Origin of the sequence: Modestobacter sp. VKM Ac-2977 (assembly GCF_026968045.1) — a bacterium.
Taxonomy (GTDB): domain Bacteria; phylum Actinomycetota; class Actinomycetes; order Mycobacteriales; family Geodermatophilaceae; genus Modestobacter.
Genome location: NZ_JAPVBQ010000001.1, coordinates 313,093 through 333,317, shown reverse-complemented (window position 1 = coordinate 333,317; position 20,225 = coordinate 313,093). Strand labels below are relative to the sequence as shown.

Genomic DNA, 20,225 nt, shown 5'->3' with positions numbered 1-20,225 from the left:
CGGCACGAGGACGCCGCGAGGGCCCTTGTCGAGCCGACGCGCCGTACCGGGCGTGTCGACGGCGCGGGCCCGACGGTGCGCCGTTAGCGTGACGCTGGTCTGGTCCGCGATCGCACCGAGCCCCTCCTGGAGGCCGCCCCCATGCGCTCCCTGCGCCTGTTGGCGCTCTCCGAGGACGGCGAGCGCCTGGTGCTCGCCGCGGACGCGCCCGACTCGACGGACGACGGCGAGCGCTTCGAGCTGCCCGTGGACGACCGACTGCGGGCGGCCCTCCGCATCGAGGCCCCGCGCCAGGCCCCGGTCGAGGTGGCCGACGACCTGCCCCCTCGGGTCATCCAGGCCCGGATCCGGGCCGGCGAGACCCCCGAACAGGTGGCGCACGCCTCCGGCACCCGGGTCGAGCGGATCATGCGCTTCGCCCACCCGGTGCTGCAGGAGCGCGCCCGGGTCGCCGAGCAGGCCCGCGGCGCGCGGGTGCGGCTGTCCGAGGGCACGCCCAGCGTGCCCCTGGAGCAGTTCATGTCCGAGCGGCTGCGGCTGCTCGGCGCCGACCTGGAGACCGTCGGCTGGGACGCGCACCGCGCCGAGGACGGCACCTGGCAGGTGCGCGCGGACTGGCAGGCCGGGCACAAGTCCGGCAGCACCCGCTGGAGCTACGACATCCCGGCCCGGACGGTGACCCCGGTCGACGCGACGACGATGGACTTCGCCGAGGGCACCCGGCTGGTCCGGGTCGTCCCGGACGTCCCGGCCGGCCTGCCCGCCGCGCCGGTCTCCCGCCGGGGGATCTCCGTGGTCCGCAGCGACGAGCACCGCGAGGACGAGGCGCAGTCCGACGCCGAGCCGGCCGACGACGACCACGGCGACGCGGACGACCAGGGGGCGACCGACGAAGCCCGGGACGAGGAAGCCCGGGACGACGAAGCCCGGGACGACGAAGCCCGGGCCGACGTCCCGGCCGACGGCGATCCGGTCGCCGCACCCGCCACTGACGGCGGGATCCCCGCCGGCGACGGCCCGGACGACGGGCTCCCCCGCCGGAGCGCCTACGACGAGGTCGACCCCGACAGCCAGGACACCGCGGTGCTGGGCTCGCTGCTCGACGGCGAGGACGAGGACCCGCGCGCCCGCATCCCCGCCTGGGAGGACATCGTCTTCGGGGTCCGCCGGAACCGCTGAACCCAGCGGCTCGGCCCGGCTCGTAATCCGTTCGTCCCCGTCGGTCCCCCGGCATAGCCTGACCCGGCCATGACCGAGACCGCCGCCCCCGCCGACGACACCCGGGGCCGGCTGTCGGCGCTCACCCGGCTGCTGCCCTTCGCCCGTCCCTACCGCGGGCTCATCGCGCTGACCTTCACCGGCGCACTGCTCGCCACCCTCGCCCAGCTGGCCGTCCCGCTGCTCACGCCGGCCATCGTCGAGGGGCCGATCGCCCGCGGCGACCGTTCCGCACTGATCCCGCTGCTCGCCCTGGCGCTGCTCTTCGGCGTCGCCGAGGCGGCCTTGTTCTTCCTGCGCCGCTGGGCGATGAACATCAGCAGCCTGCAGATCGAGCGCGACCTCCGCGACACCCTGTACCAGCGGCTGCAGCGGCTGCCGGTCGCCTTCCACGACCACTGGTCCTCCGGTCAGCTGCTGTCCCGGGCCACCTCCGACGTCTCCACCATCCGGCGCTTCGTCGGCTTCGGCGCCGTCTTCCTGATCGTCAACCTGCTCACCTGCGTCGTCGTCGGCGTGCTGCTGGTGGTCACCTACTGGCCGCTGGGCGTCGCGGTGCTGGCCACGACCCTGCCGCTGGTCTTCTTCGGACTGCGGCTGGAGAAGCGGTACAACGCCGAGTCCCGGCTGGTGCAGGACGAGCAGGGCGAGCTGGCCACCGACGTGGAGGAGGCCGTCCAGGGCATCCGGGTGGTCAAGTCCCTCGGCCGCAGCGGGATGGTCTTCGGCCGCTACGACCGCAAGGCCCTGCGGCTGCGCGACATGGAACTGGGCAAGGTCCGCACGCTCGCGCTGATCTGGTGCCTGTTCGAGTTCCAGCCGCAGATCACCCTGGCGGTGATCCTGGTGGGCGGCTCGCTGGCGGTCGGCAGCGGTGCCCTGACCGTCGGCGGGCTGATCGGCTTCGTCGCGTTGTTCACCGTGCTGCTGTGGCCGATCCTCTCCCTGGGCTTCCTGCTCGCCCAGGCCCAGGAGACGGCCAGCGCCTGTGACCGGATCGGCGAGCTGCTCGACGCCCCGCTGACCGTCACCGACTCCCCCGGCGCCCGGCCCGCCGCCGTGGGCACGCCGGCCCGGTTGCGCTTCGAGCACGTCGGGTTCCGCTTCCCCGGCGCCGGCGACCCGGTGCTCACCGACGTCGACCTCGAGGTCGAGCCCGGCGAGACGATCGCGCTGGTCGGCGCCACCGGGTCGGGCAAGACGACGATGACCGCGCTGGTCGCCCGGCTCTACGACGTCACCGGCGGGCGGATCACCCTCGACGGGCACGACGTCCGCGACCTCCCGCTGGCCCAGCTGCGCACCGTGGTGGCCACGGCGTTCGAGGAGGCGACGCTGTTCTCCATGAGCGTCCGGGAGAACGTCACGCTGGGCCGGCCGGACGCCGGGGACGCCGAGGTGGCCGAGGCGCTGCGGGTGGCCCAGGCCGACTTCGTGCACGAGCTGCCGTGGGGGCTGGACACCCGGATCGGCGAGCAGGGCCTGTCGCTGTCCGGCGGGCAGCGGCAGCGGCTGGCGCTGGCCCGGGCGGTGCTCGGCCGACCGTCGGTGCTGGTGCTCGACGACCCGCTGTCCGCCCTGGACGTGCACACCGAGGCCCTCGTCGAGCGTGCGCTGCGCGAGGTGCTCGCCGAGACGACGGCGCTGGTGGTCGCCCATCGGGCCTCCACGGTGCTGCTCGCCGACCGGGTGGCCCTGCTGGAGGACGGCCGGATCACCGCCGTCGGGCGGCACACCGACCTGCTCGCGCAGGTGCCCGCCTACCGGGCGCTGCTCTCCTCGGAATCGGAGCTGGCGGGGTCGATCGACGCCGACCGGAGCCGCACCGACCTGAGCGGGGTGGGCTGTCCATGACCACCCCGGGCACCGGCGCAGCCGTGACCACCACCACCGGCGCACCGGCGGACGCACACGCCGACTGGCGAGGCGTGGCCGGCGAGGACGCCGACGACCTCGACACCTCCGCCAGCTCCTTCCTCCGCGGCCGCTCCCGGCGGCTGCTCGGCGAGCTGCTGCGTCCGCACCGGCGGGTGCTGTGGCAGCTGCTGGCCGTGATCGTCGTGCAGAACCTGGCCTGGCTGGCCGGCCCGCTGCTGATCGGGATCGGCATCGACGTCGCCGTCCCGGCGCTGCTGGACGGCGATCCCTGGCCGCTGGTCTGGACGACGGCGGCCATGGTCGCCGCGGCCGTGCTGGACGCGGCGCTGCGCTACCGGTTCCTCCTCGGCTCCGGGCGGGTCGGCCAGGCAGTGCTGCTCACCCTGCGGCGGCGGGTGTTCACCCATGTCCAGGGGCTGCCCCTGTCCTTCCACGAGCGGTACACGTCGGGCAAGACGATCAGCCGGCTCACCAGCGACGTCGAGGCGCTCGCCGAGCTGCTGGACGAGGGGCTCGACGGGCTGCTCACCGCCCTGTTCAGCGTGGTGTCCATCGGCGTCCTGATGCTGGTGCTCGACCTGCCCCTGGGCCTGGTCGCGCTGCTCGGCCTCCCGGCGCTCTACCTCGTCGGCCGCTGGTTCCAGCGCAGCTCCACGGTGGCCTACCGGCGCACCCGGCAGACCATCGCCGCGCTGATCGTGCAGTTCACCGAGACCTTCGGCGGCATCCGGGCGGTGCAGGCGTTCCGTCGGGAGCCGCGCAACGACGGCCTGCACGCCGAGCTCAACGAGGCCAACCGGAAGGCCCACCACCGCGCCTTCTGGCTGATCGCCGTCTTCGTGCCGACGGTGACCATGATCGGCAACCTGGTCACCGTCGCGGTGCTCGGCTACGGCGCGCTGCGGGTGATGGACGGCGACCTGGAGGTCGGCTTCCTGCTGTCGTTCCTGGTCTACCTGCGTCGCTTCTTCGACCCGCTGCAGGACATCGCGATGTTCTACAACAGCTACCAGTCGGCGAGTGCGGCGCTGGAGAAGCTGTCCGGCGTCCTGGAGGAGCGCTCCAGCGTGCCGGAGCCCGCCGATCCGCTGCCGCTGCCCTCGCCGACCGCCGGGGAAGTCGTCTTCGACGGCGTCCGCTTCGGCTACGGCGGCGCGACCGTGCTGCCGCAGCTGGACCTGACGATCCCTGCCGGGCAGACCGTCGCGCTCGTGGGCGCGACCGGCGCGGGCAAGTCGACCCTGGCCCGGCTGGCCGCCCGGTTCTACGACCCGGGAGCCGGGCAGGTGCGGCTGGACGGCGTCCCGCTGGACCGGCTCGCCGACGCCGACCTGCGTCGGGCGGTGGTGATGGTGACCCAGGAGAGCTTCCTGTTCTCCGGGTCGATCGCCGACAACATCTCCTTCGGCAAGCCCGACGCCAGCCGGGCCGAGATCGAGGCGGCGGCCCGGGCGATCGGGGCTGACGCGTTCATCCGGGCGCTGCCGGAGGGCTACGACACCGAGGTCGCCAAGCGGGGCGGGCGGCTGTCCGCCGGTCAGCGCCAGCTGGTCAGCTTCGCCCGGGCGTTCCTGGCCGACCCCGCGGTGCTGGTGCTCGACGAGGCCACCAGCTCCCTCGACGTGCCCAGCGAGGTGCTGGTGCAGCGGGCGCTGCAGACGCTGCTGGCCGACCGGACGGCGCTGATCATCGCCCACCGGCTCTCCACGGTGGAGATCGCCGACCGGGTGCTGGTGATGGAGGCCGGCCGGGTCGTCGAGGACGGCTCCCCCGCCGAGCTGGTCGGTGGTGCCGGCCGGTTCGCCGACCTGCACCGCGCCTGGGCCGACAGCCTGGTGTGATGAAGGGGGAAGGACCCGGGAGGGGGTCGGAGGAACAGGGGGTCCGCGGAGGTCGTTCCGGGTAGTACGCCGGTCGTCGTCCTGCGGGATGCGAGGGGTGGCCGGAACGTCCGGCCTCCGCCAGCAGGCCGGCGCGGAACGGAGACAGACATGTCAGCTTCGGTGTCCATGCCGCTCGGCGGCGTACAGGTCGGGTCCTACGAGGACTACGAGCAGGCCCAGCGGGCGGTGGACTTCCTCTCCGACGAGAAGTTCCCGGTCGAGAACGTGACGATCATCGGCACCGACCTGCGGATGGTCGAGCGGGTCACCGGCCGGCTCAGCTGGGGCCGGGCGATCGCCGCCGGTGCGGCCAGCGGCGCCTGGTTCGGGCTCTTCGTCGGCCTGCTGCTGGGCATCTTCGCCGCGGACGGCGGCGGCTGGATCGGCTCGGTGCTCACCGGCCTGCTGATCGGGCTGGTCTTCGGTGCGGTCTTCGGGGCGGTCGGCTACTCGACCAGCCGTGGGCAGCGCGACTTCACCAGCACCAGCAAGGTGGTGGCCAGCCGCTACGACGTGATGTGCGCGCCGCAGCACGCCGAGCAGGCCCGCGCCGAGCTCGCCAAGCTCTCCCTGCGCGGCTGACGCAGCGGGCACACCGCCGCCCCTCACATCCCGCTGACGCCCCCCAGCCCCGTGCGCTGCCCCTGGCCGTCCGCGCCGCGGTGGGCGTCGACGTTCCCGTGGACGGAGGCGCCGCGCAGACCGCCTGCGATGTCGCCGGACAACCGGGCACCGCGGGCCTTCGCCCGGCGGTCCATCAGGGCCATCGCAGCGAGCAGCGCCACCAGCAGGGCCCCGGTCACGATCCAGAACGTCATGGCGGAACGGTAGGGGCCGGAACGCCGTGACGCGAGCGCCTGGCCGCGCGACGTCAGCGCAGCGTGGCGAAGGCGACCGCCGCCGCGGCGGCGACCCCGAGCGAGTCGACCCCGCTGCGCATCGGGATCCGGGCACGTACCCGGGCGGCCGCCTTCGCCGCGTCGGTGAGCCCGGGGCCCTCGGCGCCGAGCAGGACGGCGGTGCGCGGGTGGGCGGCGAGGTCGACGTCCCCCAGGTCCACGGCGTCGGCCGCCGGGGTCAGCGCCACCGTGAGGTAGCCCGCGTCGTGCAGCCGGTCCAGGTCCGTCGGCCAGGTGCCCAGCACCGCGATCGGCAGGGACAGCACGTGCCCCATCGACACCCGCACGCACCGCCGGTACAGCGGGTCCGCGCAGGTGGGGTCCAGCAGCAGGCCGTCGACCCCGAGGGCCATCGCCGACCGGGCGATCGACCCGATGTTCTCGTGGTCGTTGAGCCCCTCGAGCACCGCCAGCCGGCGCGGCGCGGCCGGGTCGGGGCCGGCCAGCAGCTCGTCCAGGTCCGCCGGCGGCAGCCGGTCGGCGGAGGCGAGCACGCCCCGGGTCAGCCGGAACCCGATGACGTCGGAGAGCACCCACCGGTCGGCCTCGTAGGCCGGCACGTCGTCGGGCAGCTGCAGGTCGGCCACCCGCCCGGGGATGCCGAAGACGCTGCGCACCGGGTAGGGCGAGGCGAGCAGCCGCTGGACCGCCGGCACCCCCTCCACGATCACCGGTCCGGTGCCGCGTTCGGTCCCGGGCTTGCGGTCGCCGGCGAACAGGTCGCGGAAGTCGGCGACCCGCTCGTCGGCCGGGTCGGTGATCAGCACAGGGGGGACGGGCACGCCGACGATCATCCCCGGCCCCCGACGCGCACGATCCGGTGGCCGCCAGCAGGATCGACCGGGTGAGCAACGCGGAGACCACGACCGTCGTCGGCGGCGGCATCGCCGGCATCGCCTGCGCCCGGGCCCTGGCCGACCGGGGGCTGCCGGTGCAGGTCCTGGACCGGGGCCGCCGGCTCGGCGGCCGGATGGGCGGCCGGACCCTGCACGGCCGCACCGTCGACCTGGGCGCCTCCTACTTCACCGTGGGCGAGGACGACGGGTTCGCCCGGGTCGTCGCCGGGTGGGTGGACCGCGGACTGGTCCGGCCGTGGACCGACACCTTCGCGGTCGCCGGCCCGGCCGGCATCGAGCGGACGACGTCCGGGCCGCTGCGGTACGGCACCGCCGGCGGCCTCCGCGGCCTGGTCGTCGACCTCGCCACCGGGCTGGACGTGCAGCTGGAGCGCACGGTGCAGGCCGTGACCCCCGGGGCCGGCGGGCACCCGGCCGTCGACGGCGACCCGGCGGCCGCCGTCGTCCTGGCCATGCCCGACCCGCAGGCGGCCCGACTGCTGCCCACCGGCTCGGCCATCGCCGGCGCGCTGGGCACCGGCGGCTGGCAGCCGACGCTCGCGGTGGCGCTCGGCTGGCCCGACCGCCGCTGGCCCGCCGACCTGCACGGCGTCTTCGTGCACGACTCCCCGGTGCTGGACTGGCTGGCCGACGACGGCGACCGGCGCGGGGACGGCGCCCCCGTGCTCGTCGCCCACACGACGCCCGAGACCGCCGCCGCCCACCTGGACGCGCCCGAGGGCGCGGTCCCGGCCGTGGTCGCCGCCGTGCGCGCCGTGCTCGGGATCGACGAGGACCCGGTGTGGACCCACGTCCACCGGTGGAGCTGGGCGAAGCCGACGACCCCCCGGGACGAGCCGTTCGTCCTCACCGACGGGGTGGGTCTGTGCGGTGACGGCTGGTCCGCGCCGTCCAAGGTCGCCGGTGCATGGCAGTCTGGCGACGCGCTGGGCCGGGCACTGTCCGGCCCACCGTCCACCTGACCTCAGCACCGGCTCGCCCGCCGGACCGGACCACCCCGGAGGGGAGCACCGTGCCCTCGCCGCAGAGCGTCGTGCGCCACCGGTCACGGTGACCCACCCTCCTGGGGGAGACACGCACCGCCGCACTGAAGTGCGCAGGTCAGGGCGCCGATCCGTCCGCATGGAGCGGATGACCGACGACGGGGACATCCCGCTGCGCTGGTCGGCGTTCACCCTCCTGGCCGTGGGCATGGCGGTGCTGGGACTCGCCGTCGGCGCGGTCTTCCCGTCCTTCGCCGAACTCCTCGGCGTGCCCGCCCGGTACACCGGCGCCCCCACGTTCCGGGCGGCCTGCCTGGCCGCCGGCCTCGTGCTGGGCTGCGCCAACTGGCTGCTGGTCCGGCGGATCATCGGCTCCCGGCTCCGGGTGCTGGCCGGCCGGCTGTCCGACATCGCGACCACCGTCGGCAACCCGGTCGCCTCGGCGCAGGGCCCGTCTCGACCGGCCGCCGAGCTGGCCCTCCCGGTCGGCTCGCGCGACGACCTGGGCATCACGGCAGCCGCGTTCAACGCCCTGCTGGCCGCCCTCGACCACGAGCGCCGCTTCCGGTCGGTCGTGCACGCCACCAACGACGTGATGGCCCTGCTGACGCCGACCGGGGAGATCTCCTTCCTCTCCGACTCGGTCGCCGACGTGCTCGGCTGGACCCGCGAGGAGCTGCTGGGCCGGCACGTCGGCGGGCTGCTGCACGCCGAGGACGCCGACCTGTTCACCGCCTCGGGTGCACCGATCGCCCCGGACGGTCAGCCCCTGTCCCGAGTGTTCGTGGTCCGGGCCCGGCACCGCGACGGCAGCTGGCGGCACCTGGAGGTCAGCTCCTCCGACCGTCGCGGCGACCCGGTCATCGGGGGGCTGCTCATCACCGCCCGGGACGTGACCGACCGGCTGGAACTGCAGCAGCGACTCGCCGTCCAGGCCACACATGATGCGCTCACCGGGCTGCCCAACCGCGCGGCCCTGCTCGCCCGGGGCGCCGAGCTGCTCACCGGGCCGGCCCGGCTCGCCGTGCTGTTGATGGACCTCGACCGCTTCAAGGAGGTCAACGACACCCTCGGGCACAGCTACGGCGACCGGCTGCTCGCCCAGGTCGGCCCGCGGCTGCGGCCGCTGGTGCGCGACGTCGACCTGGTCGCCCGGCTCGGTGGCGACGAGTTCGCGGTGCTGCTCCCCGGCGTCACCGCGGCGGAGGCCTGCGCCGCGGCCGCCCGCCTGCAGGCCGCCCTCGGGACGCCGTTCCTGGTCGACGGCCTCGCCCTCGACGTGGACGTCAGCATCGGGGTGGCCGTGGCCGTGGCCGGTGCCGAGTCGCTGGAGATCGGTGCGCTGCTGCGCCAGGCCGACATCGCCATGTACACGGCCAAGGAGCGGCAGAGCGGGGTGCAGCTCTACGACCCCAGCGCCGACGACCACGACCGGAGCCGGCTGCTGCTGCTCTCCGAGCTGCGACTCGGGCTGGCCCAGAGCCAGCTGGTGGTGCACTACCAGCCGCAGCTGTCGCTGGACTCCGGCCGGGTCACCGGCGTGGAGGCACTGGTCCGCTGGCAGCACCCGGTCCGCGGCCTGCTGGGCCCCGTGGAGTTCCTCCCGGCCGTCGAGCGGACCGCGCTGATCGAGCCGCTCACCGACGCGGTGCTGGACGCCGTCCTGGCGCAGCTGCGGGAGTGGTGCGCGGAGGGGATCGCCGTGCCGGTGTCGGTGAACCTGTCGGCGCGTTCGCTGATCCGCGCGGACCTGCCCGACCGGGTGCTGAGCCGGCTGCGCACGCACGGCGTCCCCGCGGCGATGCTGCGGCTGGAGGTGACCGAGAGCGCGCTGCTGACCGAGCCGGAGCGGGCGCGGGAGGTGCTGGGGCGGCTGCACGCCGCCGGGGTGGCGATCTCGATCGACGACTTCGGCACCGGCTTCTCCGCGATGAGCCACCTCAAGCACCTCCCCGTCAGCGAGATCAAGGTCGACCGCAGCTACGTGGCCGAGATGACCTCCTCGACCGAGGACGCCGCCGTGGTCCGCTCGGTCATCGACCTGGGCCACGAACTGGGGATGACGGTCGTGGCCGAGGGCGTGGAGGACACGCTCACCGCCGAGGCGCTGGCCTCCCTGCGGTGCGACGTCGTCCAGGGCCACCTGTTCTCCGTGCCACGGACGGCCGTCGACGTCACCGACTGGCTGCGCAGCGCCGCCCGCTCCCCCGCCGCCCGCTCCTGAGCCGTCCCGCACGAGCGGGCCTTGACGCTCGACGCAGAACTCACCTACCGTTGAGTTCATCAGCCGTTGAGTTGTTCGGAGGCCGTCATGGACGCCGTCACCGTCACCGATCTCGTCGTGCACCGCGGTGCCCGCCAGGTCCTGCACGAGGTGGGGTGCTCGGTCCCGTCCGGGCAGGTCACCGGCCTGCTGGGGCCCAGTGGGAGCGGGAAGAGCACGCTGCTGCGCGCCGTCGTCGGTGCCCAGCAGGTCCGGTCGGGCACCGTGACCGTGCTCGGCCGGCCCGCCGGTTCGGCCGCGCTGCGGTCCCGGGTCGGCTACGTCACCCAGGCGCCCAGCGTCTACGCCGACCTCACGGTGCGGGAGAACGCCCGCCACTTCGCCGCCCTGTACGGGCGGGGCGCGGCAGCCGCCGACGCGGCGATCGCCGATGTCGGGCTGGCCGACGCCGCCGGCCAGCTGGTCGGCGACCTCTCCGGCGGGCAGCGGGGCCGGGCCTCCCTGGCCTGTGCCCTGGTCGGCGAACCGGAGCTGCTCGTGCTGGACGAGCCCACCGTCGGGCTGGACCCGGTGCTCCGGGTGGAGCTGTGGAGCCGCTTCCACGCCCTCGCCGCGGCCGGCACGACGTTGATCGTCTCCAGCCACGTGATGGACGAGGCCGGGCGCTGTGACCGGCTGCTCCTGCTCCGCGACGGCCGGCTGCTCAGCGACTCCACCCCGGCCGAACTCCGCGCTCGGACCGGCACCGACGACCTGGAGCAGGCGTTCCTCTCCCTGGTGCAGGAGGTGGCGGCATGACCACCGCGCTCTCCCCCCGGTTGACCTCCGCCACCGCGGGCCGGGTGCTCCGCCAGCTGCGGCACGACCACCGCACGGTCGCGATGCTGCTGGTGCTGCCCAGCGCCCTGCTCGGGCTGCTCTACCTGCTGTGGGCCGACGTGCCCACCCCGCCCGGGCAGCCGGACACCTTCGACCGGGTCGGGCTGACCATGCTCGGCGTCTTCCCGTTCGTGGTCATGTTCCTGGTGACCAGCATCGCCATGCTGCGGGAGCGCACCTCCGGCACGTTGGAACGACTGCTCACCACCCCGCTGTCCCGGCTGGACCTGCTGCTCGGCTACGGCCTCGCCTTCGGCCTGGCCGCGGCGGCGCAGGCGGTGGTCACCGTGGCGATCGCGACCACGGTCTACGACCTGGACGTCACCGGTTCGCTGTCCCTGGTCGTGCTCATCGCCGTCGTCGACGCCGCCCTGGGTGTGGCGCTGGGGCTGCTGGCCAGTGCTTTCGCCCGCAGCGAGTTCCAGGCGGTGCAGCTCATGCCTGTGGTCGTGCTGCCCCAGTTCTTCCTCTGCGGGCTGCTGGTGCCGCGGGACCAGCTGGCCGGCTGGCTCCAGGCGGTCAGCGACGTCCTGCCGCTGAGCTACGCGGTGGCGGCACTGCAGGAGGTGGGCGCCTCGGCGGAGGCGACGGGCACCATGTGGGTCGACGTCGGCGTGGTGGCCGGCGCGACGCTGCTGGCCCTCGGGCTCGCGGCGGCCACCCTGCGGAGGAGGACCAGCTGAGCGACCCGGCGGCACGACCACGGCGCACCCGCCCGACCGGACGACGTCCGGGCAACCCCGACACCCGGGAGGCGGTGCTCGCCGCGGCCCGGGCCACCTTCGCCGAGCGTGGGTTCGACGGCGCCTCGATCCGGGTCATCGCGACCGCGGCAGGGGTCGACCCGGCGCTGGTGCACCACTACTTCGGCAGCAAGGACAAGCTCTTCCTCGCCGCCATCGAGGCCCCGGCCGACCCCGAGGAGCTGCTGCCCGAGCTGCTCGCCGGCGGGACGGCGGACCTCGGCGCCAGCGTCGTCCGGCTGCTGCTGCAGGTGTGGGACGGCCCCGGCCGGGCGGCGGGGCTCGCCCTGGTCCGGTCGGCCGTGACCAACGAGTGGACCGCGCGACTGCTCCGGGAGTTCCTGGTCTCCCACGTGCTGCGCCGGGTGGTCGGCACGCTCGGACTGCCCCGCGCCGAGGGCGAGGCGCGGGGCTCCCTGGTCGCCTCCCAGCTGATCGGGGTGGTGATGGCCCGCTACGTGCTGCGGGTGGAGCCCCTGGCGTCGGCGTCGGCCGACGAGCTGGTCGCCGCGATCGGCCCCACGGTCCAGCGGTACCTGACCGGGGACGTCGACCTCCCTGGTGTCGTTGCGCCCAGCACCTAGGCTCTCGCCTCGATGACCAGCGACGAGGCCTTCTCCTTCGCGGCCGACCCACTGGCCACCCCGGTGTTCGCCGCTCCGGAGACGCCGCCGGCCGCCGTCTGCCGGGGGGTGCGGAAGACCTACCGGACGGCGACGGAGTCGGTGACCGCGCTGGACGACGTCAGCGTGGCGATCCCCCGCGCCCAGGTGACCGTGGTCGTCGGCCCGTCCGGGTCGGGGAAGTCCTCGCTGCTGCGGCTGCTGGCCTGCATCGACTCCCCCGACACCGGGGAGGTGCTGATCGCCGGTCAACGGGTCGACCAGCTGGGCGCCCGGGCCCGCCGGGCGCTGCGGCAGCGGCAGGTGGCCTACCTCTTCCAGCGCCCGGGCGAGAACCTGCTTCCCTACCTGGACGCGGTCGCGCAGGTCCGGCTGGCCGCGTCGCTGCGCGGCGTCCCGGTCACCGCGGCCGAGGCGCTCGCCCTGCTCGACCGGCTGGGGCTGGCCGGGCGCGCCGACCACCACCCCGCACAGCTCTCCGGCGGGGAGCAGCAGCGCCTGGCGGTGGCCTGCGGCGTCGTCGGTGACCCGGCGCTGGTCGTCGCCGACGAGCCCACGGCCGAGCTGGACACCGCCGCCGCCGAGCGGGTGCTCGTTGCGATGGAGGACCTCGCCGCGGCCGGGGTCGGGTTCGTCATCTCCTCGCACGACCCCCGGGTGATGGCCATCGCCGACGGGTTCGTGCGGCTGGACCACGGCCGGCTGGTGGCCGCGTGACCCCGCGCCTGCAGCCGGCCGGCGGGTTCACCGGCACCGGGCTGGTGAAGCGGTTCCGGCGCGGCGCGGAGACGGTCTCGGCGCTGGCCGGGGTCGACCTGCGGGTCGACCCCGGGGAGTTCGTCGCCCTCGTCGGCCCCTCCGGGTCCGGGAAGAGCACCCTCCTCGCGCTGCTCTGTGGCTGGGAGACCGCCGACGAGGGCGAGCTCGCCTACCTGGGCCCGCTCGCCGACCGCCGTCCCGACGGCTTCGGCTGGCGGGACCTGGCGCTGGTGCCCCAGGCCCTCGGGCTGGTCGCCGACCTCAGCCTGGCCGACAACGTGCTGCTGCCGGCCCGACTGAGCGGCACCCTGGCCGCCGAGGAGCCCCGCGCCCGGTCGCTCCTGAGCGCCTTCGGCGTCGACCACCTCGCCGACCGCTACCCGCACCAGGCCTCCCTCGGCGAGCAGCAGCGGGTCGCCGTCGCCCGGGCGCTGCTGCTGCGCCCCGCGGTGCTGCTGGCCGACGAACCGACCGCCCACCAGGACCGCGGGCACGCCGACCGGCTGCTCGACGCCGTCACCGACGCGGCCCGCGAGGGCTCCGCGGTGCTCATCGCCACGCACGACGAGATCGCCTGGGGCCGCGCCGACCGGGTGCTGTCCATGCGCGACGGCGTGGTCACCGAAGGCGCCCCCTCGTGAGCCGGCCACCGCTGTGGCGGCTGGCGCCGTGGACCCGGGCGCCGTGGCTGGGCCTGCGCCAGCCGGCCGCGGTCATCGCCGTGCTGGTGACCTCGGCGATCCTCGCCTGCGCGGTCGCCTCCGCCCCGCTGTTCCTCTCCTCCGCCCGCTCCGCGGCCCTGCAGCAGCAGCTCTCCCAGCGCTGCGACGAGGTGGCCCGCCCACAGACCGGCGTCCAGTCAGCACTCGTCGACGAGCAGTTCCAGCCCCTGGACGGCGGCGACGGCAGCACCCGACCGGAGCTCGACGAGTCGCTGCTGCAGGCCTGGGCGGACGCCGGGCTCGAGGCCGAGCCGGTGCTGGCCACCGCCACCATCGGCTCGTCCTCCCCTCTGGCCTGGCCGGCGGTCATCGGCGGGCCCGACGGGTCTCTACTCTCCTCCCAGGTCAGCCTCTTCCACCGCCCGACCGCCCTGGACCACGTCGAGGTCGTCGACCGCGTTGACGGACCCGGGGTCTGGGTGCCGGAGTCCGTCGCCGAGCAGGAGGGCCTCGCGGTCGGGGACCTGCTCACCTTCAACACCCAGACCGCACCGGTCGCCGGCATCTACCGTGACCTCGCCGTCGGCAACGCCGACGACCCCTACTGGTGTGACTACCGGCTGCTGTTCTCCAACGAGGCCTCCGCGAACACCGCCCCACCGGCGCTGTTGCTGGCCTCGGACGAGACCACCTTCTACCGGCTCGCCACCGCCAGCTGGGGTTGGGCCAGGCGGCTGCAGCAGGTGCCGGTGGACGCCGCGTCCCTGTCGGTCAGCGATGTGCGCAACCAGCAGGCCGCCCAGGAGCGGATCGTCGCGGCCAGTGGCCTGCCGCTGGCGTTCGCGCCGGGTGCCCGTGCGATCGTCGTCCCCAACGACCGGCTGCCCGACGTGCTGGAGCGCGCCGCCCTGGTCGAGTCAGGCCTACGTGGCCCGGTCGTGCCGGTCGCGGTGGCCGGTGCGCTGCTCGCCCTGGTGCTGGTCGCCTCCGCCGGGAGCTTCTGGGCCGACCGGCGGGCCACCGAGGTGCGGCTGCTCGCCGCCCGCGGGGTCGGGCCGGTGCCGCTGGCCGGCAAGGCGGCGCTGGAGCTGGGGCTGCCCGCGCTGGCCGGCGCGGCCCTGGGCTGGGCGGCGTCCCGGGTGCTGATCGCCGGGCTCGGCCCCGCAGACGACCTCGACCCCTCCGCCACCACCGCTGCCGCCTGGGCCGGCGTCGCCGCCTTCGTCATCGGACTGGGTGCGGCCTCGACCGTGGCCGGGCTACGGGCCCGGGGCACCGCTGAGCGGCCGCTCGGCGCCGCCCGGCGCTGGCCGGCCCGGGTGCCGTGGGAGCTGGCCCTGCTGTTCGGCGCGGCCTGGTGCTGGCTGCTGCTGCAGTCACGCGACGCGGTGGTCAGCGTCGCCTACGTGGCCCAGGTCAACGGGCTGCTGGTCGCCTTCCCGCTGCTGGCGATCGCCGGCACCGCCGTCCTGCTCGGCCGGCTGGTCACCGCGCTGCTGCCGCGGCTGCGCCGCTGGGCCGGACGCCGCTCCCCCGCCGTCTTCCTCGCCGTCAACCGGCTCACCGCCGCCCGGCTGGCCACCGCGACCCTGCTGGTCGCGGTCACCCTCCCGGTCGCCGTGCTGGGCTACACCGCGACGCTGACCGCCAGCTCGCAGACCACCCTGGACGCCAAGGTGGGCGTGCAGATCGGCGCGGCTGCGGCGGCCGCCACGGTCACCCGGTTCGAGGTGACCCCGGCGCTGGAGGCAGCCGGCACCTACGTCGTCCGCTACGACGGCAGCGCCGCGGCCGGCGACGACGGGCGGACGGACGTCCAGGTGCTGGCCGTCGACCCCGACGACTTCGCCGACACCGCTTTCTGGGACGACTCCTTCGCCGACCGCCCGCTCGCCGAGCTGCTGGCGGCGCTGACCGGCCCGGAAGTGGACGGGCGGCTGCCGGTGGTCGCCGCCGGGCTCCCGGCCGGCGACCCCGACCTCCGACTGGGCAGCACGGCGGTGCCGGCGGAGGTGACCGCCACGGCCCGGGTCCTCCCCGGTCGCCGCAGCGACGACCCGGTCGTCCTCGTCGATGCCGATCGGCTGCCGGAGATCACCCGGAACGCCGGGGCCGCGCCCGCCGCCGAGCTGTGGACGAAGGGTGACCTCGGCGCCGGGATCGACGCCCTGACCGACGCGGGCGCGCAGAACATCCGCGTCCTCACCCCCGGCGGGGTGCAGGAGAGCGCCAACTTCCTGGGCATCACCTGGACCTTCGGCTACCTCTCCGCCCTCGCCGTCTTCGTCGGGGTGATCGCCGTCGGTGGGCTGCTGCTGTACCTGGAGGCGCGCTCCCGCAGCCGCGTCTCCGGGTACGTGATGGCCCGCCGGCTGGGGCTCTCCCGGGGCGCGCACCTGCGCTCGCTGCTCGTCGAGCTGGTCGGGGTGGCCGTGGCCGGGCTGCTGCTGGGCGCGCTGCTGGCCGCGGGGGCCGTGGCGCTGGTGTACCGGCGGCTGGACGTCGACCTGGTGCGGCCGCCCACCCCGCTGCTGGACGTGCCCTGGCCGGCGATCGCCGGCACCGCGGTGGCCACCGTCGTCGTCGCAGGGCTCGCGGCGCTGTACGCCCAGCGTGCCGCCGACCGCGCCGACCCGGCGAGCGTGCTCCGCGAGGACGCCTGAGTCAGGTGCGCGGCGCCCGGGCGAGCTGGCGGCTCTGGGCGACCAGCCGGCCGGTGGAGTCCCAGATCCGGTAGTCCTCGTCCAGCCAGCCGCCGGCGATCTCGTTCGCCCGCGCCTCGACCAGGCACCACCCCGGCGCCGGCAGCGCACGGACCAGCACCTGCAGCTGCACCGTGGGCGCCCAGCCGAACAGGCCGATCGCCCACGACGTCGGCGGCAGCGCGTCGGCGAAGGTGACCAGCGCCAGCGGGTCGGGGTCGCGGCCGTCGGCGAACCGCAGCCAGGCCCGCATCATCGGCTCCTCCCCCGGCTGTCCCAGCGCCCAGCCGGCGGTCAGCGGGTCCAGCCGGACATCGACCCGCTGGGTGAGCCCCGGCACCGACACCGACGACGGCGCCAGGTGGGCGTTCTCGGCGATGGAGACGCAGTCCTGCACGGGGGTCGCGGCCGGCATCGGCGACGAGTACGACGCGGCGTCGGCCGTGAGCGTCGCCGTCGTCGCCTGGACGGTCACCGCCGGCCCGGCGGCGTCGGCCAGCACGACGGCCGAGTGGGCGAGCGTCCGGCCGGCCGGCCCCGGGGCGACGGTGAGCGTCGCCGGACCGGCCGCGGCGGCGTGCAGGTAGCTGGCCGACAGCGCGACCGGGTGGGCGTGCGGCGACTCCAGGACGGCGGCCCGGCCGGCGACGGACAGCAGGTACCCGCCGTTCAGGATGCCGCCGCCGACGTCCCACCCCGGGTCGAGGTCGGCGGCCAGGCCCCCGCCCTCGGTGCGGGCGACGGCGGTCGCGGTGTCGAAGGCGGAACGGGGATCGGTCTGCGGCACGGCGGACAGCGTGCCAGGCCGACCACCACCGCAGGTGCAGGGCTCAGCCGACCGGCCAGGCCGCCGTCCGCTCGTAGCGCGGCTCGGGGCCGAGGTGGCTGCGCCACAGCACCACCTCGTGCACCGGCCAGGCCGGGCCGCGGTACCCGGCGAGCCGTTCGGGCAGGTCGCCGTCCGCCGGCTGGCCGGGCCGCCACCGCCCCACGGTCAGGTGCGCCCGGAACGGCCGGTCCTCGACCGGGAGGCCGACCGCCCGCGCGGCGTCGGCCAGCCGCCCGGCGAGCGCGGTCAGCTGCGGCACGTCACCGCCCAGCCCGACCCAGCAGACCGAGGGACGACGGCGCGACCCGAACCGTCCACCACCGGCCAACTGCAGGGACATCGGCGGCGTGCGGGCGACCGCAGGGGCCACCGCCGCGCGCAGGGGGGTCAGCAGCGGCAGCGGCACCTCGTCGAGGAACGCCAGGGTCAGGTGCCAGCGGGACGTCGGCGTCCACCGGGGCGCACCGGGGGCCGGACGCAGTGGCTGGAGCGCCCGCTCGAGGTCGCTGACGGCCGGTACGGGCGGGTCGACGGCGAGGAACAGCCGGCCGGCCGAGGGGAGCCGGGGTGCCGACTCGGTCAGCCGGTCACCACCAGCCCGGCGGCCTCGAGCGCCCCGAGCAGCCGGATGCGCTCGAACTCGCGGGCCTCCTCGGGGACCTCGGTCAGCTGCTGGGGCACCTCGAGCAGCACAGCGGCCTCCACGAGCAGGTCGTCGTAGGCGGCGAGCAGACCGCGGCGGCGCTCCATCGGCATCCCGCCGGGCACCATGGCGAGCTCGCGGGCGAGCCGGCGCAGGTCGGCCGCGACCCGCTCCAGCGGCCGATGTGGGCGCTCGGTCGGCCCGGTCGCGACCGTGTTCCGCGGCACCCGACGCCCGGCGGGATGGGAGCCGGTGGCCCGGCGGCGGGGCGGTGCCGCAGCGGGGAGGGGCGCGGCCGGGCGGGCGGCGGACTCGGGGAGGGCCCGGGCGCGGCGGCGGGCCGCCCGGTCGGCCTGGAGCTGGCCGGTGGCCCAGCGGAGCAGCAGGACCAGGACGGCCACGCCCACGACCAACAGGGCGACGGTGCCACCCAGCTGCAGCAACGACGCCCCGGCTTGCGCGGAGACAGACCCTCCTGAGGGCACCTACCGAACGTACGTCGGACACCGCCCTGTGACAACGCGAACGCTGAGTGCTACCGCGCCGGTCACGCAATGGAATCGGCCGATCACCCAGATGCGCGCGTCTCAGCGCATCTGGTCGCGCGTCCCCTGCTCCCCGGGCGGCTCGCCGTCGGCCACCGCGGCCAGCCCGGCAGCGCGGGTCGGCGACGTGGCGGCCGCGACGTGCAGCTGCATGCTGGGGGGGCGGACGTGCAGCTCCAGGCGCACCTGCCGGCCCCGGGAGAGCACCGCCCCCGCGGCGATCGCCGTCACCACGACGACCAGGCCGCCGCCGATGAACCCCCAGGGCGCACCGAAGCGCTCGGAGACCCAGCCGATCAGCGGCGCACCGACCGGCGTCCCACCCATGAAGCAGATGAAGTAGAGCGCCAGCACCCGGCCGCGCATGTGCGGGTCCACGCCCAGCTGCACGAAGCTGTTGCAGGCCACGCTGAACACCAGCGCCGCCGCGCCGGTCGGGATGAGGACGGCGGCGAACGCGTAGTAGTTGCCCATCAGCCCGCTCACCACGAGCAGCAACCCGAACGCGATGGCGGACACGATGAGGAACCGCTGCAGCGGCCGGGTGCTGCGCCGGGTCGACAGCAGCGCACCGGACAGCGAGCCGACGGCGTAGGCGGTGGAGAGCAGCCCGAACGCCCCGGCGCCCAGGTCGAACACCTCTCGGGCCATCAGCGCGATGGTGATCTGGGTGTTGAAGCCGAAGGTGCCCACGCAGAACGCGAGCAGCATGGCCAGCTGCAGGTCCGGGTGCTGCCGGGTGTACACCAGCGTCTCCCGCAACTGGCCTCGCGTGCGGGCGACCGGCGTGCTGCGACTGAGCTCCCCGACCCGCATGGCGGCCAGCGCGGCGATGGTGGACGCGTAGGTGGCGGCGTTCACCAGGAACGCCGGGGCGGTGTCCCCGCCCGAGACCGCGATCAGCGCCCCGGCCACCGCGGGGCCCACCAGCCGGGCGCTGTTGAACACCGTGGAGTTCAGGCTCACCGCGTTGGCCAGCAGGTCCGAGCCGACCATCTCCGAGACGAACGACTGGCGCACCGGGACGTCGAGCGAGGACACCACGCCCAGGCCCAGGGCCAGCAGGTAGACGTGCCACAGCGCGATCGCGTCGGCGGCGACCATCAGGCCCAGCGTCAGGGCGAGCACGCCCATGACGGCCTGGGTGAGCATCAGCATCCGGCGCTTGTCGTACCGGTCGGCCAGCACCCCGCCGTAGAAGCTGAAGAACAGCGTCGGGCCGAACTGCAGGGCGGTGGTGATGCCCAGTGCGACGCCGCTGTCCCCCGACAGCTGCAGCACCAGCCAGTCCTGGCCGATGCGCTGCATCCAGGTACCGGTCTGGCTGACCAGGTTGGCCGAGACGTAGAGCCGGAAGTTGCGGACGCGCAGCGCCCGGAACATGCCGGCGCGCTCCGTGCGGTCAGGAGGCGTCGAGGTCACCCACTGGCGAGCTTCTCCATGATCACCGCGGCCTCGCGCAGCACGGTGCGGTCCTCGGCGGACAGCTCCTGGAGGCGGCCGGCCAACCACGCCTCGCGGGCCCGGACCTCCTCGGTCAGGAGCTCCTCGGCCGCCGCGGTCAGGTCGATGACCACCTGCCGGCCGTCGGTGGGGTGCGGGGTGCGGGTGACCAGCCCGCGGGACTCCAGCGCGACGACCACCCGGGTCATCGACGGCGGCTGCACCCGCTCGTGCGCGGCCAGCTCACCCGGGCTCATCGCACCGTGCCGCTTGAGGGTCGACAGCGCCGCCAGGTGGGTGAGGGTCACCGAGGTGTCCACCCGCTGGTTGCGCAGCCGCCGGGAGAACCGCATGACGGCCAGCCGCAGGTCGTGGGCGAGCGCCGCGGTGTCCAGCGTCGTCCGTGCCACGTCTGCCACCTTAACCGGAGTAGAAAGCCTGCCTAACGAGATGCG

The 20,225-nt window shown here is 75.2% G+C and carries 19 protein-coding genes; 12 read left to right on the top strand and 7 right to left on the bottom strand.

Going from position 1 to position 20,225, the window contains the following annotated elements:
* Positions 1–141: 141 nt before the first annotated feature.
* The 4 genes from sepH to O2V63_RS01560 all read left to right on the top strand — a co-directional run bounded on the left by sepH (position 142) and on the right by O2V63_RS01560 (position 5,561).
* Positions 142–1,179, top strand: a complete 1,038-nt coding sequence (gene sepH / locus O2V63_RS01575) for a septation protein SepH (protein ID WP_269165814.1) — start codon at positions 142–144, stop codon at positions 1,177–1,179.
* Between the two features lie 69 nt (positions 1,180–1,248).
* Positions 1,249–3,072 carry an ABC transporter ATP-binding protein gene (locus tag O2V63_RS01570; protein WP_269165813.1) on the top strand — a complete coding sequence of 608 codons (1,824 nt, stop codon included), beginning with the start codon at positions 1,249–1,251 and terminating at the stop codon, positions 3,070–3,072.
* Positions 3,069–4,937, top strand: a complete 1,869-nt coding sequence (locus tag O2V63_RS01565; RefSeq protein ID WP_269165812.1) for an ABC transporter ATP-binding protein — start codon at positions 3,069–3,071, stop codon at positions 4,935–4,937. The genes O2V63_RS01570 and O2V63_RS01565 overlap by 4 nt, the downstream gene beginning before the upstream one ends.
* 150 nt (positions 4,938–5,087) lie before the next feature.
* Complete coding sequence (locus tag O2V63_RS01560; protein ID WP_036334692.1) at positions 5,088–5,561, top strand: general stress protein; 474 nt, start codon at positions 5,088–5,090, stop codon at positions 5,559–5,561.
* Between the two features lie 23 nt (positions 5,562–5,584).
* Here the strand turns inward: O2V63_RS01560 and O2V63_RS01555 are convergent, their stop codons facing one another.
* Positions 5,585–5,797, bottom strand: a complete 213-nt coding sequence (locus O2V63_RS01555; protein WP_269165811.1) for a hypothetical protein — start codon at positions 5,795–5,797, stop codon at positions 5,585–5,587.
* A 53-nt stretch (positions 5,798–5,850) separates the two neighbouring features.
* Positions 5,851–6,660 (bottom strand): TrmH family RNA methyltransferase, encoded by an 810-nt coding sequence (locus O2V63_RS01550; RefSeq protein WP_269165810.1) that lies wholly within the window; start codon positions 6,658–6,660, stop codon positions 5,851–5,853.
* A 62-nt stretch (positions 6,661–6,722) separates the two neighbouring features.
* Between O2V63_RS01550 and O2V63_RS01545 the strand changes: the two genes are divergently transcribed.
* The 8 genes from O2V63_RS01545 (at position 6,723) to O2V63_RS01510 (ending at position 16,271) form a co-directional block, all read left to right on the top strand.
* Entirely contained in the window at positions 6,723–7,697 is a 975-nt protein-coding gene (locus O2V63_RS01545) for an NAD(P)/FAD-dependent oxidoreductase (RefSeq protein ID WP_269165809.1), read from the top strand.
* 169 nt (positions 7,698–7,866) lie between these two features.
* On the top strand, positions 7,867–9,942 hold the full coding sequence (locus tag O2V63_RS01540) for a putative bifunctional diguanylate cyclase/phosphodiesterase (protein WP_269165808.1): 2,076 nt from the start codon (positions 7,867–7,869) through the stop codon (positions 9,940–9,942).
* A gap of 87 nt (positions 9,943–10,029) precedes the next feature.
* Positions 10,030–10,740 carry an ABC transporter ATP-binding protein gene (locus O2V63_RS01535; protein WP_269165807.1) on the top strand — a complete coding sequence of 237 codons (711 nt, stop codon included), beginning with the start codon at positions 10,030–10,032 and terminating at the stop codon, positions 10,738–10,740.
* Entirely contained in the window at positions 10,737–11,504 is a 768-nt protein-coding gene (locus tag O2V63_RS01530; protein ID WP_269165806.1) for an ABC transporter permease, read from the top strand. The genes O2V63_RS01535 and O2V63_RS01530 overlap by 4 nt, the downstream gene beginning before the upstream one ends.
* A gap of 74 nt (positions 11,505–11,578) precedes the next feature.
* Positions 11,579–12,148 (top strand): TetR/AcrR family transcriptional regulator, encoded by a 570-nt coding sequence (locus O2V63_RS01525; RefSeq protein WP_269165805.1) that lies wholly within the window; start codon positions 11,579–11,581, stop codon positions 12,146–12,148.
* 12 nt (positions 12,149–12,160) lie between these two features.
* A complete protein-coding gene (locus O2V63_RS01520; protein WP_269165804.1) occupies positions 12,161–12,904 on the top strand; it encodes an ABC transporter ATP-binding protein in 744 nt (247 codons plus the stop codon).
* Positions 12,901–13,587: an ABC transporter ATP-binding protein gene (locus O2V63_RS01515; protein ID WP_269165803.1), complete on the top strand. Its 687-nt coding sequence runs from the start codon at positions 12,901–12,903 to the stop codon at positions 13,585–13,587. The genes O2V63_RS01520 and O2V63_RS01515 overlap by 4 nt, the downstream gene beginning before the upstream one ends.
* Positions 13,584–16,271 carry an FtsX-like permease family protein gene (locus tag O2V63_RS01510; protein WP_269165802.1) on the top strand — a complete coding sequence of 896 codons (2,688 nt, stop codon included), beginning with the start codon at positions 13,584–13,586 and terminating at the stop codon, positions 16,269–16,271. Before O2V63_RS01515 ends, O2V63_RS01510 begins: the two co-directional genes overlap by 4 nt.
* Before the next feature lies 1 nt (position 16,272).
* On the opposite strand, the gene O2V63_RS01505 is transcribed toward O2V63_RS01510, so the two are convergent.
* The 5 genes from O2V63_RS01505 to O2V63_RS01485 form a co-directional block, all read right to left on the bottom strand.
* Positions 16,273–17,097 carry a thioesterase family protein gene (locus O2V63_RS01505; protein ID WP_269165801.1) on the bottom strand — a complete coding sequence of 275 codons (825 nt, stop codon included), beginning with the start codon at positions 17,095–17,097 and terminating at the stop codon, positions 16,273–16,275.
* Positions 17,098–17,140: 43 nt separating this feature from the next.
* Positions 17,141–17,683 carry an RNA 2',3'-cyclic phosphodiesterase gene (thpR, locus tag O2V63_RS01500; RefSeq protein WP_269166935.1) on the bottom strand — a complete coding sequence of 181 codons (543 nt, stop codon included), beginning with the start codon at positions 17,681–17,683 and terminating at the stop codon, positions 17,141–17,143.
* A 35-nt stretch (positions 17,684–17,718) separates the two neighbouring features.
* Entirely contained in the window at positions 17,719–18,267 is a 549-nt protein-coding gene (locus tag O2V63_RS01495; protein ID WP_269165800.1) for a hypothetical protein, read from the bottom strand.
* 102 nt (positions 18,268–18,369) lie between these two features.
* Positions 18,370–19,749: an MFS transporter gene (locus tag O2V63_RS01490; protein ID WP_269165799.1), complete on the bottom strand. Its 1,380-nt coding sequence runs from the start codon at positions 19,747–19,749 to the stop codon at positions 18,370–18,372.
* Positions 19,746–20,180, bottom strand: coding sequence for a MarR family winged helix-turn-helix transcriptional regulator (locus O2V63_RS01485; protein ID WP_269165798.1), 435 nt, complete (start codon positions 20,178–20,180; stop codon positions 19,746–19,748). The genes O2V63_RS01490 and O2V63_RS01485 overlap by 4 nt, the downstream gene beginning before the upstream one ends.
* Between the last annotated feature and the right edge of the window lie 45 nt (positions 20,181–20,225).